Annotated in this window: 19 protein-coding genes and 1 pseudogene; 15 read left to right on the forward strand and 5 right to left on the reverse strand. The window is 65.9% G+C overall.

Annotated elements, in window-relative coordinates:
* The first annotated feature begins 158 nt into the window (after positions 1–158).
* The gene (locus tag NGM07_RS13580; RefSeq protein WP_253512457.1) at positions 159–1,094 is read left to right on the forward strand and encodes a hypothetical protein; all 936 of its coding nucleotides are present in this window, start codon (positions 159–161) and stop codon (positions 1,092–1,094) included.
* 147 nt (positions 1,095–1,241) lie between these two features.
* Here the strand turns inward: NGM07_RS13580 and NGM07_RS13585 are convergent, their stop codons facing one another.
* Positions 1,242–2,189: a hypothetical protein gene (locus tag NGM07_RS13585; RefSeq protein ID WP_253512460.1), complete on the reverse strand. Its 948-nt coding sequence runs from the start codon at positions 2,187–2,189 to the stop codon at positions 1,242–1,244.
* Between the two features lie 409 nt (positions 2,190–2,598).
* Here NGM07_RS13585 and NGM07_RS13590 point away from each other — a divergent pair, with 409 nt between their 5' ends.
* The 7 genes from NGM07_RS13590 (at position 2,599) to NGM07_RS13620 (ending at position 6,325) form a co-directional block, all read left to right on the forward strand.
* Positions 2,599–2,790 (forward strand): hypothetical protein, encoded by a 192-nt coding sequence (locus NGM07_RS13590; protein WP_253512462.1) that lies wholly within the window; start codon positions 2,599–2,601, stop codon positions 2,788–2,790.
* 7 nt (positions 2,791–2,797) lie between these two features.
* Positions 2,798–3,367, forward strand: coding sequence for a hypothetical protein (locus NGM07_RS13595; protein ID WP_253512464.1), 570 nt, complete (start codon positions 2,798–2,800; stop codon positions 3,365–3,367).
* Positions 3,368–3,471: 104 nt separating this feature from the next.
* Complete coding sequence (locus NGM07_RS13600; protein ID WP_253512467.1) at positions 3,472–4,428, forward strand: transcription initiation factor IIB; 957 nt, start codon at positions 3,472–3,474, stop codon at positions 4,426–4,428.
* A 368-nt stretch (positions 4,429–4,796) separates the two neighbouring features.
* Entirely contained in the window at positions 4,797–5,261 is a 465-nt protein-coding gene (locus tag NGM07_RS13605; RefSeq protein WP_253512469.1) for a PadR family transcriptional regulator, read from the forward strand.
* Between the two features lie 172 nt (positions 5,262–5,433).
* Positions 5,434–5,598, forward strand: a complete 165-nt coding sequence (locus NGM07_RS13610; RefSeq protein WP_253512471.1) for a DUF8015 family protein — start codon at positions 5,434–5,436, stop codon at positions 5,596–5,598.
* A gap of 191 nt (positions 5,599–5,789) precedes the next feature.
* A complete protein-coding gene (locus NGM07_RS13615) occupies positions 5,790–5,996 on the forward strand; it encodes a hypothetical protein (protein ID WP_253512474.1) in 207 nt (68 codons plus the stop codon).
* Positions 5,997–6,145: 149 nt separating this feature from the next.
* Positions 6,146–6,325 (forward strand): hypothetical protein, encoded by a 180-nt coding sequence (locus NGM07_RS13620; RefSeq protein WP_253512477.1) that lies wholly within the window; start codon positions 6,146–6,148, stop codon positions 6,323–6,325.
* Positions 6,326–6,394: 69 nt separating this feature from the next.
* On the opposite strand, the gene NGM07_RS13625 is transcribed toward NGM07_RS13620, so the two are convergent.
* Complete coding sequence (locus tag NGM07_RS13625; RefSeq protein WP_253512479.1) at positions 6,395–7,054, reverse strand: DUF7504 family protein; 660 nt, start codon at positions 7,052–7,054, stop codon at positions 6,395–6,397.
* Positions 7,055–7,246: 192 nt separating this feature from the next.
* Between NGM07_RS13625 and NGM07_RS13630 the strand changes: the two genes are divergently transcribed.
* Both NGM07_RS13630 and NGM07_RS13635 read left to right on the forward strand, forming a co-directional pair.
* Positions 7,247–8,923: an alkaline phosphatase D family protein gene (locus tag NGM07_RS13630; protein ID WP_253512482.1), complete on the forward strand. Its 1,677-nt coding sequence runs from the start codon at positions 7,247–7,249 to the stop codon at positions 8,921–8,923.
* A gap of 66 nt (positions 8,924–8,989) precedes the next feature.
* A complete protein-coding gene (locus tag NGM07_RS13635; RefSeq protein ID WP_253512485.1) occupies positions 8,990–9,280 on the forward strand; it encodes a hypothetical protein in 291 nt (96 codons plus the stop codon).
* Between the two features lie 55 nt (positions 9,281–9,335).
* On the opposite strand, the gene NGM07_RS13640 is transcribed toward NGM07_RS13635, so the two are convergent.
* A complete protein-coding gene (locus NGM07_RS13640) occupies positions 9,336–9,755 on the reverse strand; it encodes a hypothetical protein (protein ID WP_253512487.1) in 420 nt (139 codons plus the stop codon).
* A 323-nt stretch (positions 9,756–10,078) separates the two neighbouring features.
* Between NGM07_RS13640 and NGM07_RS13645 the strand changes: the two genes are divergently transcribed.
* Together NGM07_RS13645 and NGM07_RS13650 are read left to right on the forward strand one after the other, a co-directional pair.
* Positions 10,079–10,342: a hypothetical protein gene (locus NGM07_RS13645; RefSeq protein WP_253512490.1), complete on the forward strand. Its 264-nt coding sequence runs from the start codon at positions 10,079–10,081 to the stop codon at positions 10,340–10,342.
* Between the two features lie 500 nt (positions 10,343–10,842).
* Positions 10,843–11,319, forward strand: coding sequence for a hypothetical protein (locus tag NGM07_RS13650; RefSeq protein ID WP_253512492.1), 477 nt, complete (start codon positions 10,843–10,845; stop codon positions 11,317–11,319).
* A 74-nt stretch (positions 11,320–11,393) separates the two neighbouring features.
* Here NGM07_RS13650 and NGM07_RS13655 read toward each other — a convergent pair whose 3' ends face one another.
* Positions 11,394–12,608 (reverse strand): inorganic phosphate transporter, encoded by a 1,215-nt coding sequence (locus NGM07_RS13655; protein WP_253520208.1) that lies wholly within the window; start codon positions 12,606–12,608, stop codon positions 11,394–11,396.
* 400 nt (positions 12,609–13,008) lie between these two features.
* Positions 13,009–13,326: pseudogene (locus tag NGM07_RS13660) on the reverse strand (MBL fold metallo-hydrolase RNA specificity domain-containing protein); the annotation flags it as partial.
* Between the two features lie 131 nt (positions 13,327–13,457).
* On the opposite strand from NGM07_RS13660, the gene NGM07_RS13665 reads away from it, so the two are divergent.
* From NGM07_RS13665 to NGM07_RS13675, 3 genes are all read left to right on the forward strand, one after another.
* Positions 13,458–13,886 (forward strand): DUF7539 family protein, encoded by a 429-nt coding sequence (locus tag NGM07_RS13665; protein WP_253512495.1) that lies wholly within the window; start codon positions 13,458–13,460, stop codon positions 13,884–13,886.
* 147 nt (positions 13,887–14,033) lie between these two features.
* The gene (locus NGM07_RS13670; RefSeq protein ID WP_253512498.1) at positions 14,034–14,633 is read left to right on the forward strand and encodes a DUF5789 family protein; all 600 of its coding nucleotides are present in this window, start codon (positions 14,034–14,036) and stop codon (positions 14,631–14,633) included.
* 119 nt (positions 14,634–14,752) lie between these two features.
* Positions 14,753–14,992 carry a hypothetical protein gene (locus tag NGM07_RS13675; RefSeq protein ID WP_253512501.1) on the forward strand — a complete coding sequence of 80 codons (240 nt, stop codon included), beginning with the start codon at positions 14,753–14,755 and terminating at the stop codon, positions 14,990–14,992.
* Positions 14,993–15,137 lie beyond the last annotated feature (145 nt).

The raw sequence follows: 15,137 nt of genomic DNA on the forward strand, positions 1-15,137 counted from the left end.
CCGGAGTGCGTCCGGACGTCCGACACGTTCGCTCGGACATGGCCGTCGTCCGGACCTGTTCGAAATGTAGACGGTATCGCCGGCTTTTCAGGGGTTATCTCGTTGGTCGCACTGATGGTGCACGAACCGACGACCGACGCGGACCTGGACGGCGAACGATGACCGGGAACGGACCGAACGACGACCGGCCGACCGCGAAACCCGACGGGGAACCGACCGACGGTCGCGCGTCGAAACGCCAGCAGGAGAACGACCCGATCATGGATATCAGCGAACTCTTCGAGATCTTCGACCCGAACGACGACTCGACCGACGAGAAGCAGAAGAACCAGTCGAAAGACGACGGCGAGACGTCCAAGCCCAAGACGGACGAGAAGCCCGAGAAGTCGGCGAAGAAGGAGAAGACGAAGAAGAAATCGGAGAAGAAGGAGAAGTCGGAGAAGAAGAAAACGCCGAAAGACGACGACGCCAAGAACAAGAAAAAGAAGGACGACGGCGGGAGTTCCGACGACTCCGAGGGCAAATCGTCGAACGACGACGCGCCGAAGACGGACGACGGCGAATCCCGGTCGAACGGGAAACAGTCCGGCGACGACGCCGAGAGTTCCTCGGGCGACGGAGCGTCCAAGCAGAGCGGCGACGGCGGGTCCGGACAGTCGAGCGACGGCGGTGACGGTGGCGACGGCGGCGACGGCGAAGGGAACGACGGAGAGCCCCGGAACCAGGCCGGCGGCGTCAGTCTCGACGTGGAGTTCCCGCCGGACGGCGAGACGACGACCGTCGACGTCCCCGAGACGGACGCCGAAACCACCTCCACGGCCCAGGCCGAGGCCCAGCAGGGAGAGGGCCCGGCCGCGAGCAGCGCCAGCACCTCCGCGACCAACAACGGCCACTCCGAGACGAGCGCCGTCTCGGTCGTCGTGAGCGAACACGGTGCGGCGGCAGCCTCCGACATCGGCGTCGTCTCGGTGGGCGAGAACGGCGCGGCCGCCGCCAGCGAAGCCGGCGTCGTCGCCGTGGGCCCCTACGGCGGGAGCGCCGCCAGCAACGCCGCGAACTCGACCGAGGTATCGACGAAGGCCGACGACGAGTAGCGCCGATTCGACTCCTCGAGGATTCCTTTCCGACGCCCCGCTCCGCCGGCGAGTCGCGAACGACGAGCGAGTGCCGTCGAGACGGAGGGCGTCGACGAGAACCGAGTCCATGCGGGGCGGGGGCGCGCTCCCGAACGGCCGGCGTCGCTACGCGTCCGACCGTCCGACGACGTCGCCCTCGACGTGCGTCGCGGCCCAGTCGATGCCCGCCTCGATGTCCTCGGCCTCCACGTAGTGCTCGTCGTCGTCGCTCATCAGGTGCTCGTCGGCGTCGCTCACGAACGCCTCGAACGCCTCACGGGAGCCGTCGAAGACCTCCAGGAGGTCGGTCTCGGCGACGGTCGGCGACTCGACGAGGTCGCGCTCGTAGGCGTACCGCCGACCCAGGATTGTGAAGAACGCCCGCGCCTCGGGTTCGACACCCTCCGCGAGGAACTCGACGCGGCCGTCTTCGTCGATCCGGAACACGTTCCGAATCCTGTCGCGCTGGGCGGCGAGGACGGCCCACCCCGAGTCGTCGCGGCCGGCCGGCACCTTCCGGCTCTCGGCGCTCTTTGTACGCTCGTCGGACCGGTCGTCTGCGTCGCCGCCGGCGCGTTCGAGTCGCCGAATCGGCCCGTTGATCTCCTCGGCGAGCGTCCCACCGGCACGCTCCGTCGCGCCGAACACGTCGTCTATCATGTCTCGCCGGCCGTTCTCGAGGATGGCGATCTTGTCGGCGACCGACCGGTACTCCTCGACGGTTTCCCGAAGCTCGGTTTCCTGCTCGGAGGAGAGGTAGATGTCGCTGACGGTGATCGAGTGTTCGAGGCCGTCTATCTTGGAGTGTATCTCCGACCGGACGCGCTCCCAACTGTACCCCGAGGGGTTCTCGAGGGCCGTCCCCAGCGTGGCGTAGCACTCCGTGAGACTGGTGTGGACTTCCGAGAGCGCCTCGACCTTCTTGTCGAGGTAGAACTCGGCGAGGCGACGTCGGTTCTTCGACCTGAGTCGGCGCTTGGTCGTGTGGTAGTTGACGCCCGCGGTCACGGTCGCGCTCACGATTCCGATCGCGCCGCCGACGATTGCGCCGGCGACCTCCGGAGCGAGGCTCATGGGTGAGCGGTGGCCGCGACGGCGTTTGACTACCGCCGATTCGATGGACGGTGAACACGTTCGCGGGGCGCTCGCGCTCGCGTCGGAACGGATAGTTCGCTGACCGATTTCACCGGTTCAAGTCTCCTCCCCCGGTAGATGCGAGTGGCCTCGCTCCGGCGAGGCCCTCCAGCGACCCCCAGAACCCAGCGCCGCGTCGCGAACCTCTCTTCCCCACCCTTCGGCCCTCCTGCTCCCGTTCACGCTCGTCGTTTCCGAGGGCGAGGCGACCGCCTCGCCCTCGTCCGTACCGTCGCGTCGAACCGGACGGGACCCGCGGTCGACCGCGGAATTCATGCAAAATCACGAACTTGACTAGGATACTGACCGTGATTAGACTTTATTACCTTCGGAATTTTACTGAAAATCGATGCCCGACCCAGAACGAAGCGGCGGTCCGGAACTCGACCGAGAGACGGTCGATTTTCTCGACCGAGAGGCAGAGCGACTCGAAACGACGTCCGGCGACGTGCTCCGTCGGCTCGTGGAGCACGTCCGGAGCGCCCGCGAAGACGGCCTGAGCTGTCCGCACTGCAACAACGAACTCCTCATCGAGATCTGATTCACAGATGGCACTCAAGAAACCCGACCCCGACACGGACAAGCAGGGAGAGAAGCGGACGAAGAACGCCGGCGACGGCGCCCCGGAGACGGCAGACACCACCTCGAAGGCCAAGGCCGAAGCCGAACAGGGCAACGGGCCGGCGGCCAGCAGCGCGACCACCTCCGCGACCAGCAACGGCCACTCCGAGACGAGTTCGGTCGGCGTGGTCGTGAGCGAACACGGCGCGTCGGCGGCCTCCGACATCGGCGTCGTCTCGGTCGGCTCCGAGGGCGCGGCCGCCGCCAGCGAGGTCGGCACCGCCGCGGTCGGCCCCGAGGCGGGCGCCGCGGCGAGCAACGCCGCGAACTCGACGACGGTATCCGTCGAGGGATGCGAGCACCGTCGGACCGACGAGCGCGCCGAACCGCCGCGACGGGAGACGCGTTCCGAACCGGACGTGTCGACCGAACACGACGAAACGCCGGACCAGGACGCGTCGGCGGAGCGAGACGACTCGTCGAGCGACGGCACCGAGTCGGAGCGCGACGAGTCTGCCGAGGCGGACCCGGCACCCGAATCGGACGACGAAACGTAACCGCGAGACGCCGACCGACGGGTCGACGTGACCCCTCCGCGACTCGCCGACCGCCTCCGCGGGGGTCGCGTCGACTCGGCGGCGGCGCGACCCCCTCTTCACCCATGAGCCTCAGAGACACCCAGACGAGAACCGAATCCGCTCGACGGACCGCCGAAACCGACGACTGTCCCGAGTGCGACGGTCGCCTCGAACCCGACCCTCAGCGGGGCGAAACCGCCTGCGCAGAGTGCGGATTGGTCGTCGCCGACGACGAGATCGATGGCGGTCCCGAGTGGCGCGATTACGACGATTCCGACGGCACCGAGCGGTCGCGCGTCGGCCCGCCGCTCACGAAGACGCGACACGACGACGGCCTCTCGACCACCATCGGGTGGCGGGACGCCGACGCCAACGGCAACGCGCTCGGGCCGCGCCAGCGCGAGCGGATGCGGAGACTCCGCACCTGGAACACTCGGTTCCAGACCCGTGACCCCAAAGAGCGCAGTCTGAAACAGGCGCTCGGCGAGATCGACCGGATGGCCTCCGCGCTCGGACTCCCCGAACACGTCAGGGAGACCGCCTCGGTCATCTACCGCCGCGCCGTCGAGGAGGACCTCCTGCCCGGCCGCTCCATCGAGGCCGTCGCCTCGGCGGCGCTGTACGCGGCCGCCCGCCAGTCGGACGTGCCGCGGAACCTCAAGGAAACCGCGCGCGTGAGCCGTATCGACCGCCGAGAAATCGTCCGCGCCTACCGCTACGTCACCCGCGAACTCGGACTCGGCGTCGAACCCGCCGACCCGGGGGACTACCTCACCCGGTTCGTCTCCGACCTCGGCCTCGACGGCGGCGTGGAGGTCCGGGCCCGACGGCTTCTGGAGGAGGCCAGGGACGAGAACGTCGACGTCGGCAAGAGCCCGGTGAGCCTGGCCGCGGCGGCGGTCTACGCCGCGACCCTGCTGGTCCACGGCGCCGATCGACTCACCCAGGTGGAGGTGTCGGAGGTCACCGACGTCAGCGAGGTCACGATTCGGACGCGGTACCGCGACCTCCTCAGGGCCGACGACGACTGTCTGCTCTGACGGCGTCGACGCCTCGCGCCGACCACCGCGTGGACGTCACTCCCGACGGTTAGCGCCGGCACCCCCGCCACCGTCGACGGTGGTGGGGTGCCGGCGAAAGGGATATTTTCGGAGGGAACGTTCCAATAAATGTGTTTATTATAGAGTATCAACGCATTATAATTAATGGCGGCGACAACGGGCTGTTACCGGACTCAGGCCGCGTATGACGTCCGCCAGCGCGCCGACCCGCCGCCGACGGCACGATGCCGGTACTTCGCGTTCGGCGAGGTGCCGGCCGTCTCACGGAATCGAGAGCGAGACTCCGGACGACGGTCGCGGGCGGCGCGTCGACGCGGACGTTCGATTGCTCGGCCACCGGGACAAAAATGTCAGAGAAAAAACTACAAACGTCGGATTGCCGACGGACGAACTCCCGAACCGACGTCGAACGACCATCCCCGGACTCCGACGTTTCGGTCGACGACGCGACCGAACCGAACGCGAGCGCCGACGCCAGTCCCACGACCGACGGCGGCACGACGTGGATCGAACTGACCGGCTTCCAGCGCGACCTCCTGAAGTGCGTTCGTCTCGTCGTCGACGAGGCGACCACCCCGACGGGCCGGACTATCAAGGAGCACCTCGAATCGGAGTACGGCGAGGAGATAAACCACGGTCGACTCTACCAGAACCTCAACGACCTCACCGAGTGTGGCTGTATCGACAAGCGGGTCGTCGACGGCCGAACCAACGCGTACTACCTCACCGAGGAAGCGATGGAGATGCTCGACGAGACGGCCAGGCAGTTCGTCTCGACGTGCGGCCTCCGGCGGTCGGCCGGCGAGTCGTGAGCGTCGACTCGACCGGCAGTCGAACCCGCCGCTCGGTCGGTTTTCGCACCGGCGGGCGTCCGCCCGTGTGGCGGTTCGGGCCGGTCGGCCGGTCCAAATCGCCACTCGCCGAACGGCCCCTCCCTCGAAGTTTCCGTACGCCGACCGAGACCACGGACCCGCGAACCCGCGCATGAAACACCCCGACGCGATCCTGGCGGCGATTCCCGCAACGTACCTCCTCGCCGCCGCGGTTCTGTGGACGCTGGACGCGAGCGTCCGCGACGCGGTGCTCGTCGCGTCGCTCACTACGGCGGCGATACTCGCGCAAGCGCTGTTCGTCAGTCCGCCCGAGTGACCGACCCGCCACGGGGCCATCCTCGGCGGACGCCCCGCCGCCGAGTCGTTCGCCGCCGGTCCGCTCGCTCGTCTCCTCGTCCGCCGCGAACCCATCCACCGCCGACTCGCTCGTCGCCTCCCGTTACCGACCGGTCCGTCGACGCGGTCCGGTCGCGTTTCGGATAGACGTCCATCCCGAGTCGCCGATACTTGAGGGGCCGTCTCGACGTCCCGGACGTGGTCGATACACTCATCCAGCACACGTTCGGGAACAGTTTCGGAGCGACGGCCAACGCGCCGCTATCCGGCGGCGGCTCGATCTCCCTCTCGGTGGAGCTCGTCGTCGCGGTCAGCGTCGTCGCCATCGTCAGCGTCTCGCTCGCCTGGCTGCTCGGTCGCAACCAGACGAAGAACTGACCGCTCGGTCGAGGCACCTCGACCGAGCGGCGACCGTTCTCCCGCGAACCCTCCGTAGTGAACTCCGGTTCGACTCCCGATTCTGATACCCATCTGTACCGAGTTACCCCTACTTATCCGGCCGGGCCGGCGTGTCGACTGTGGTCGGAATGATCACGGAAGGCCAATCCGAAATCCAGACCGAACTGTTCAGCGCGGTCGCCCAGACGACGACTTCCGCCGGTTCCGGCGGTTCCTTCTCGTGGGAACTCCTCGCCCTCGCGGGCCTCGCCGGACTCGTCATCATCGCCCTCGCGTGGCTACTGGCCGGCGGTTCGTCCTCCGACTGAGGCGACCTGCGCGACGCATCGAAGCCGAGAACGCCCCTCCCGCCCCCTTTTCGCGGTCGTCGACCGCCGTCACAGCGGTCGCCAGTCCGACGGACCGTCCGCCGACAGCCAGCGGTACTGGTAGTCCTCGGCGGCGACCCGGAGTTCCGCGACCGCGTCGAACAGCGGCGCAAGCGACTCGACGGTTTCGGACTCCCGGGGTAGCGGGACGTGGAACACCCCGATTCCGCCGGCGTTCCGGAGTTGGCCCGTCATCATGTTGACGAAACGGAACACCGGTTCCCGCTCGTGCTCGACGAGGAGGTCGGACAGGGCGTCGACGCACACGCGCACGTCCGTCGCGTGGACGTCGTCTGACGCCCCGCCGGCTTCGAGTATCCGCCCGGAGACGGCGCGACCGAGCGTCGACAGGCGGCCGTCGGTGACTCGCGTCTCGTTCGGCCGCGGCTCCTCGTCGTCCGACGCGCAGCCACGCCGCCTGACGGGGTATCCGATGACTTCGACGTCCGACGGGCGGTCGTGCCACGAGGGGCCGCCGCAGTCCTGCGTCGAGACGAGCACTCCCAGCCGATTCGCGGCGCCGCCCGCGAACAGTTTCCGACAGGCCGCGGCGGTCGCCTCGCGCGGCACACTGCCAACCACGAGCACGTTCCGGGGTTCGTCGAGGTCGTCGAGCGCGCCGCCGAAGGACCGCGCGCCGGAACCCCCGTCGTCAGTCTGCCTGTCCAACGTTGTTCCTCTCGCTTGTTCGAGTAGAAAGGGAGCATCTTATCACTTGTACTTTCAGTATCATGCCGTCCGTTCCGTCACGTTCGTTCCGTCCGTTCCGTCCGTTCCGGGCCTGTGCGGCGGTCGAACGGGACCGTCCACCCGGCTATCCGATGTTCGCGGTTCATCCCCGGCGGGGGCCACGTCCGAGTGATGCCCGATTCGAACCTCCCCGAGCGCCACACGCCGAATCGAGGCGGAGACGCCGACTCGCCCGAGGTGGCCGTCCGCTCGCCGGTCCGGTCGGCCGACGCGTTCGACCCCGACCCGACCGGCGACACCGACCGCGTCTTCCCGCTGTCGGTGGCCAGCGGCAGTCCGACGCCGACTGGCGTCGTCCTCTGGACCCGCGTCGCCCCCGAAGCCTACGACTCCGAGACGCCGCTCGGCCTAACCGTCGCCGAGGATCCCGACTTCGAGTCGGTCGTCTCGCGCTCGCGGATTCCGGCCGCGGCGTTCGGCCGCCGCCACGATTACACCGTGCGCGTCGACCTTAGCGGGGAACTCGACCCCGACCGCCACTACTACTACCGATTCGTCCACGACGGCGTCGCCAGCAACGTCGGCCGATGTCGGACCCTCCCCGCACCCGACGCCAGTCCCGACTCGGTCAGCCTGGGCGTGGTGGGCTGTCAGCACTACCAGAACGGCTACTACGGCGCGTACAACCACCTCGCCGGCGAGGACGTCGACTTCGTCCTCCACCTCGGCGACTACGTCTACGAGGCGACGAAGGACCAGTTCCGCGCGCCGGGGGCTACCGACTATCCGGGCCGGGACTTCGAGTTCCCGAGCGGCCACGACGTCGCGTGGAACCTCGCGGACTTCCGGAAACTCTACCGGACCTACCGGTCGGACGGCTTCCTCCAGGCCGCCCACGAGCGCCACACTTTCATCCGGGCGTGGGACGACCACGCAGTCGCCAACAACCGCTACTGGGACTACGAGGCCGACGCGCCCGCCACCGCCGACCACCCCCGAGGCGACGACCCCGCGTTCATGCGGAGACTCACCGCCGACGGCATCCGGGCGTGGTGGGAGTACACCCCCGCCCGGGTCGACTACGACCCCGACGCCGACCACCTCCACGACGCCCTGCGCCTCTGGCGGCGGTTCGAGTTCGGCGACCTGCTGACGCTGCTGCTGACCGACGAGCGCCTGTTCCGGAGCGAACCGCCCTGCGCCGACGACACCCTGCTACCCGACTGGCTCCCGTGGGCGCCGAGCCTCGGCGAGTCCGGTCGCACCATGCTCGGCGAGCGCCAGCGCGAGTGGTTCCTCGACGGGGTGCGCTCGTCGGACGCCACGTGGACCGGGTGGGCCAACGAGGTGCTCTCGATGCCGTTCCGGGTGGGCGTCGGGCCAGTCTCGACCACGCCGAACCTCGACGCCTGGGACGGTTACGACCGCGAGCGCGACCTGGTGTTCGACGCGCTCGCGGAGGCGGAGAACGCGGTGACCCTCACTGGCGACATGCACACCGCCATCGCGGGCTACCAGCGGACCGACGACGGCGCACCGGTCGGCGTCGAGTTCATGACGCCGTCGGTCACCAGCGTCAACATCGCCGAGTCGGTGTCGGCCCACGACGGCCTCGCGGCGAAACTGACCCGACCGCTACTGTCGAACGCGGTGACGGCGATGAACCCCCACTTCGAGTTCTTCGACAGCCACCACTGGGGCTACTCGGTCGCCGAATTCACCCGCGACGACTGCACCTTCACGACCTACAGCGTGGACAAGTCGGTCGACTCGCCGAACGCCGAGCGGGAACGACTCGCGAAGTTCCGCGTGCCCGCCGGGCGCGTCGAAATTCAGCGCGAGGCGTGAGCGGCGACGTTCCGTCTCACTATCCGTTCTCCGCGGTTCATACGCCCGAGGCGTCGACTCTCGGGTATGTACGTCGCAGTGCTCACCGACGGCACGACGTTCGACTGCACCGATTACGAGGAAACCGACACCGGCGTCGAGTTCGCGGGACCCGACGACGAGGTGGTCGCGTTCGCGCCCTACCACGGCGTCCGGTACGTCTACCGGGCGGACGGTTCGACGGAACTGCGGCGAGGCGGTCGTCGGGAAGACGACAACGACAACGACGACTCGAATCCGGATTCGAACGACAACGACGGCGACCCGTGTGCGGCCTGTCGGTCGGCCGTTCCCGAATCGGAAGCTTCGGCGGCGTGAGAAGTCGGTTCGGTGTGCGTCGGAGGGTCCTTCGGGAGTCCGCGCTCGCGTCGGTCTATGCCTCTACCGCCTCGTCGATCGCCGCAACACGACCCCGCTGCCAGACGTACAGCAGCGCCGACGCGGGCGGGCCGGTGAGAACGCCGAACAGGGCGAGTCCGGGTATCGCCGCCAGCATCGGACCGAACGTAGCCCAGAAGACGACCGAAATCGGCGCGACGAGCGCGTAGGACCACGCCAGCGGGACGCCCGTCCCGACTCTATCGAGTCGACGGCTGTCGAGTTCGTACAACACTCCGAGCGAGAGCGTCATCAGGACGCCGACGGCGAACTGTCCCCGCGTCGACGACAGTCCAGCGAACGCATCGAATCCGAAACTCAGCGCAGGCGCCGCACCCCAGGACGCGCCGAGGAGGAGTATCGCTCGTCTGTATCCGATTTCGCGGAGGGAGGGACGGGCGGCTTGAGTTGCCATGTCGGCGGCTTCACACCTCGCCATCATAAGTCACACGGCTGATGAGATTTCGGGGTCGTCGCCGGTCGAGTCAGCACGGCGTTCGCCGCCGAACGACCATCGGAAACGCTATCGACGGTTCTGACGGTGTTATCGGTACGTGTACAATCCGTCGTAACGCACGAAAACCTATAGGATTCCTAAAGAAAATCCCCTTTATGGCACGAATTGTTCCGAATGGAATTCGGCCGGCAACGATACTCGCCCTCCTCCTCGGCCTCGGTAACGCCGTATTCGGACTCTGGAGGGTTTCCCAGAACGGTCACGTTGGAATTATCGGGGTAGTGTGGGGTGGAATCGGACTGACGGCGACGGTCGCAGTTCCGCTCGTGCTGCTCACCCGATACTCGTTACTCATGCCGATAACGGTTGCCGTCTTCGTCACCGGATTCTATCTCGCCGACCCCGGACCCACGGTCGGTGAACCGTTCGTCGGGTACGTACTGCTGTGGCCGGTCCTGGTCGGCACGGGACTCCTCCTCGGCGGCATCGAGTATCTCCTCAGGGCGCGGTACGGACTCGCCCCGCCTCGACCACTCACGGTTTAGGCGAGCTCACCGACGAACCTCCGACCGTCCAAACTCCGCGTACTCGAACCGAACTGTCCGATGAGAATCGCGTGACCTTGACGTGCACCGACGCACGCCACGGCCACGGTCACGTCGAACGGAATCGGTAACGACCGCGACACCGTCCTCAGGCGGTGACCGTCACCGTTTCGCCCAGTTCCGGCGCGGTCGCGTCGAACCCGTTTCCGACCGCGATTCGACGGACCGTCTCGGCGTCCGTCTTTCAGAAATTCCGACCACCAGAAGTTAAGATGATGTATTATGATAGCTAGAATAAAATATTTAACTATATAATTACGATGTGTTTAATGCATGCCTAATAAACAAATAGTAACGAAGTCGATGGGGGAAAAGACGCGAAACTGAACCGACGGTCCGTTCTGTCGAAGACTGCCGTCGGTGCCGGCGCGCTGGTGGGCGTGTCCCGTTCCGCCGGGGCGACCGACGCCGATGGCGCTGCGCTGCAGGATCACCACCGTATGGTCGCTCGGTTCGACGACCGCGCCGCAGTCGCTCGGACGTTCGAAGAACACACCGACGAACTGGTGGCGGAACTCGCCGAAGCAGGACTCGCGAGCGACAAGTCCACTCTCGTCAAGGCCGCCAAGACCGACGACGTCAGAGTCGGGGTCGTCGAGGAAGACGGCCGTCCCATCACCCACCTTCAGACGACGCTGGACGTCGGCGACGGAACCTTGACCGCCGTGGTCCACGCCGAAACCGGACGTTCGTACGCCGTCTATCGGCCGACGAACGAAGACCGCGTGCTTCGAATCGACCCGGACGTGGCTGGACGACCGGGCACGCAGAGCTGCTGGACTACCGACAGCGAGTGTCGGTACGCGTCCTGCGACGGCTGGGAGAACGCCTTCGTCAGCGGCTCGGAGTACGAGAAAACATGCTGCGGCGGGGTGTGCCAGTGGGAAAACACCGGTAACTGTTGCGACCCAGCGTGAACGGTCGGCGCGCGCCGCTTCGCCCAATGATTTTTCGTCCGGGTCGTCACTGCCGCGACGTTCGGTCGCGACAGCTATCGGTACAGCGGGAAGAGCGTGAACAGGAGATAGGACGCAGCCGACGCAATCGACGGCGTTAACACCCAGAGGACGATGACGCGGCCGGTCGCCCGCGCGTCGTAGAGATCACTCGTCCGAACGTCCTCGACGGCGTCGCCGATGGGGGTGACGCCGTGGTCCGGCGAGGGTCCTTCTCGACCGCCGTTCGACGCCCGCTCGCTGCCGTCGGCGGGGGAACGAGGCGAGTCGTCGGAACCGGCGACCGCTTGTTTCGCGACGTCCGTGACCGTCTTAGAACGGGTCGCGCGCCCCCAACCCAGTCCGACAATCGCCATCGTCGAGGTGACCGCGAGGCTTGCCGGAATGTCGATGTATGAGAGGAATCCGATGAGACTGGCACTGATGAGTTCGACGACGAGCGCCGCGAGAATCGGGAGTTCCGTGAGGTCGCTGCCGACCGTCTCGAGAGTGCGGGCCGCGATGGTGAACGCGCCGAGGCTGATTGCGCCGCCGCCGATGATGATGTATGGGGCGAACCCGCTTCCGAGAGCGTTCGCACCGTAGAGCGGGGCGACGGCGTTCGCGACGTTGCTGGCGCCCGCCGAGAACGCCATGTAACAGCCGATAATCACAACAAGGCCGCTGCTTGCCAGTTCCCCGTAGGTCGCCCCGTCGGCGAGGCCAGTCGGGATGTCGATAGGCCCCACAGTCTTCCACGCGACCAGCGGATCGCCCGAGCGTTCGATGTCGAAGCGCGCCGAGAGGTGCGGATACGCGTACCGACCGATTACCGCGGCGAGCCAGAACGCGATGATCGGCGAGACGAACCACCACGAGACGATTTCGCCTATCTGCTCCCACTTGAGAAATCCGCCGGCGAAACCCATCCCGGCGATGGCGCCGACAGCCGTCATTGACGTCGAGGCGGGCACGCCGAAGAGGTTCGAGACGAGCAACGCCACGCCCACGAAGAAGAGGACGACGACCCCGGCGGCGAGGTTGAAATGACTGGCGGCGACTATCTTCCCGCCCATCGTCTTGATTACGCCCCGACCGAGCGTTCCCCCGCCAATGAGTGCGAAGACAGACATAAGGAACGCCGCCGTGACCTTCGTGGTCACGTTACTGCCGACGGCGGGCCCGAACGCGACTCCCGTCGAGGAACCCCCGATGTTGAAGCCGACGAAGACAGCGACTGCGACTCCAGCGACCAGAAGCAATCCGACCATATTATCAATCGCACACCCTACCACTTCAAGTATTCGAACGTGATATATTAACCACTCACCGATGGTCGTTTCAGGTTCCCCCCTGTCCATCGGATAACAGTCGTTCGATGCCCGTGACCACCTCGCCGGTCGGGTGGTCGAAACCGACGTAGACCGTGAACAGGTAGTCGAGTCTCTCGGCGAAGCGACTCTCGGCCGGCAGACAACCATCGACCCGAGGACAACCACCGGTACTGGACCGGACGCTCCGAGGAGTTCTCGCCCGCCTGCTACGCGAAGATCGGCCGAAACGAAGTGACCGAAACCCTTGTCGCCGTGTTGGACCACCAACACGGTTCGCGCGGTTCGGGTTCTCTGAGGCCCGGACCGTGGGACCGAGCATATAGGGTCGATCCGTCCTTCAATTCTCGGCGGTGACCGTCACGGTCTCGCCCAGTTCCGGCGCGTTCGCGTCGAAGCCCTCCGCCCGGAGTTCCTCGGCGAACGTCTCACACCGGTCGCCGTGGTTCACCAGCACCTCGGCGTCCCGATAGGCGTCGAGGAACGCGAACAGGCCCTCGCGGTCGGCGTGGGCCGAGAAGTCGTATGCCTCGACCTGCGCGCTCACGGGCATGATTCGACCGTCGATTTCTGCTCTGCCTCTATCGAGGAGTTCGCGACCCGGCGTCCCCTCCACCTGGTAGCCCGTGAACGCGATTTTGTTCGTGGGGTTCGCCCGAACCGCGGAGACGCGTCGAGTTGATGTGGATACCAGTCCTTTTCCGTCGCTAGCGTCTCGTTTTAGTATGTCGTTCCCCATCCGGTTCGGTTGTCCGAACGTTGATTGACCTGGCAGTCGTCCCTCGAAGCATGGGTGAGTTTCCAGACGAACGCCAACTCGTCGTGCGGGCGCGTTCCCAGTTGGACGAGTGGACGAAGAGCGCCCGGAGAGAGGCGTACGCCGAACTGTTCGAAGGCGACGATGCGGTCCTCTCCTCCGAAGAGGTGGGACTTCTCGATGCACTCGACTCCGAACTGGAGCGACAGGGCGGCGATGGTGTCTGGGGGACGGACCAGTACGGCATCCACACTGCCGGGACCACGAGCGCAGACACCTCACTCGGAGTCGTCTGCGTGTATCACCCACAGATTACCACCGACTCCGTGCTTCGAGGACCCGACGATCTCGACGACGAGACCGAGGAGCGACTCAACGCGGCACTCTGGCAATACAGCGAGCGTGTCGCAACACTCATCGAAGCAAAACTCGACGAGTTCATCCGCCAGACGCAGGGCTAGCCGCGCTTCTCGTGGTCCATCAACCGTGGACCGGACCGGGTAATCGGCGACGAAATCACTGACCTCGTGTCTCGAGGCTCGCCCGTTGGATTCGGAACATCTGTCCTCGACCACAGGACTATCCGACTAGGGCACCAATATTACGAGATGGCAGACAACAAATCGGGGCGAGACGAGCAAGCGGACAACGCCGACAGACGCCAACGAGAGCGTAGCATCGCCGAGGAACTGGAGCGAGGGGACGAAACGGAGCCCCCGGTCGGCGCGGGAGCACTCGCCGACCTAGAGCCGGACCTCGAATCGATAGAGTTCCCGGCGACGGGAACCGAGGTCGCCGATGCAGTCGGCGACCGCGAGGTCGAATCGGTCGACGGGACCTACACCATCGAGGAACTGATTCCGGATACGGACGCAGAGATATTCGATTCTCCTGCTGCCGTCCGAATGCGGGTCCAGCGGCCGACAGTCGCCGCCGCCATGAAGCGGGTCGTGGAAGCCAGTCAGACGCTTCCGAACACCGATTTCCGGGAGTCACAGCGCGAAGCCTACGAGAAGACGTTACAAGAACTCAAAGCGATCGACGCCGATGACGACGACGAAGGGGTGCAGGCTATCAGCGACTGGATCGTCGAGCGGGTCCGTGCCAAAGAGAAACTTCCGGGGTCCCGGGCGGTCCGCCGGCAAGCGGCGAAGTTCTGCCGGTCGAACGGGTACCAAGTCCGGAACGACGAGTGGCTCGGCATATAGACCACCGACCAGTGAGCGAGTGCGAAACATATTGGGGGACGAAGATAGTCCGGCGCGAGCGATGGTCGCTCCGCCTGACCCATGAAGACTGTTATTCCAGTGGAGAACTAACTCCGAGTATGTCGCGATACGAGGCTTCCTTCGAGATAGATTCGAAAACCGATTCGTACGCCGTGCGACGCATCCTATCGCAAGTGTACGACGCGGTCCGAGAAGAAATGCGCAGTGTCCGAGAGGGTTCAGACGACGCTAGTGAACTCCTGCAGGAGTTCGAAGCGCTTCGAGAAAGAGCGAAGCATCCCACACCAGGGAGGCTGACGATCACCTACGAACAATACGACGACGAATTCGACGATTGAGATTACGTCCTGATCTTTGACAATCCCCCTACCTCTTGTCGAGTGAAGAACGCACTGAACCGAAGGGCGAACACAACCGGTGCCAGTCCGGGACCTTCGCTGGGTGTCCACCTCCTACAAGCGTGGGGACGTCCTCCGGGCTTTC

The sequence above is a fragment of the Halorussus vallis genome, assembly GCF_024138165.1.
GTDB lineage: Archaea > Halobacteriota > Halobacteria > Halobacteriales > Haladaptataceae > Halorussus > Halorussus vallis.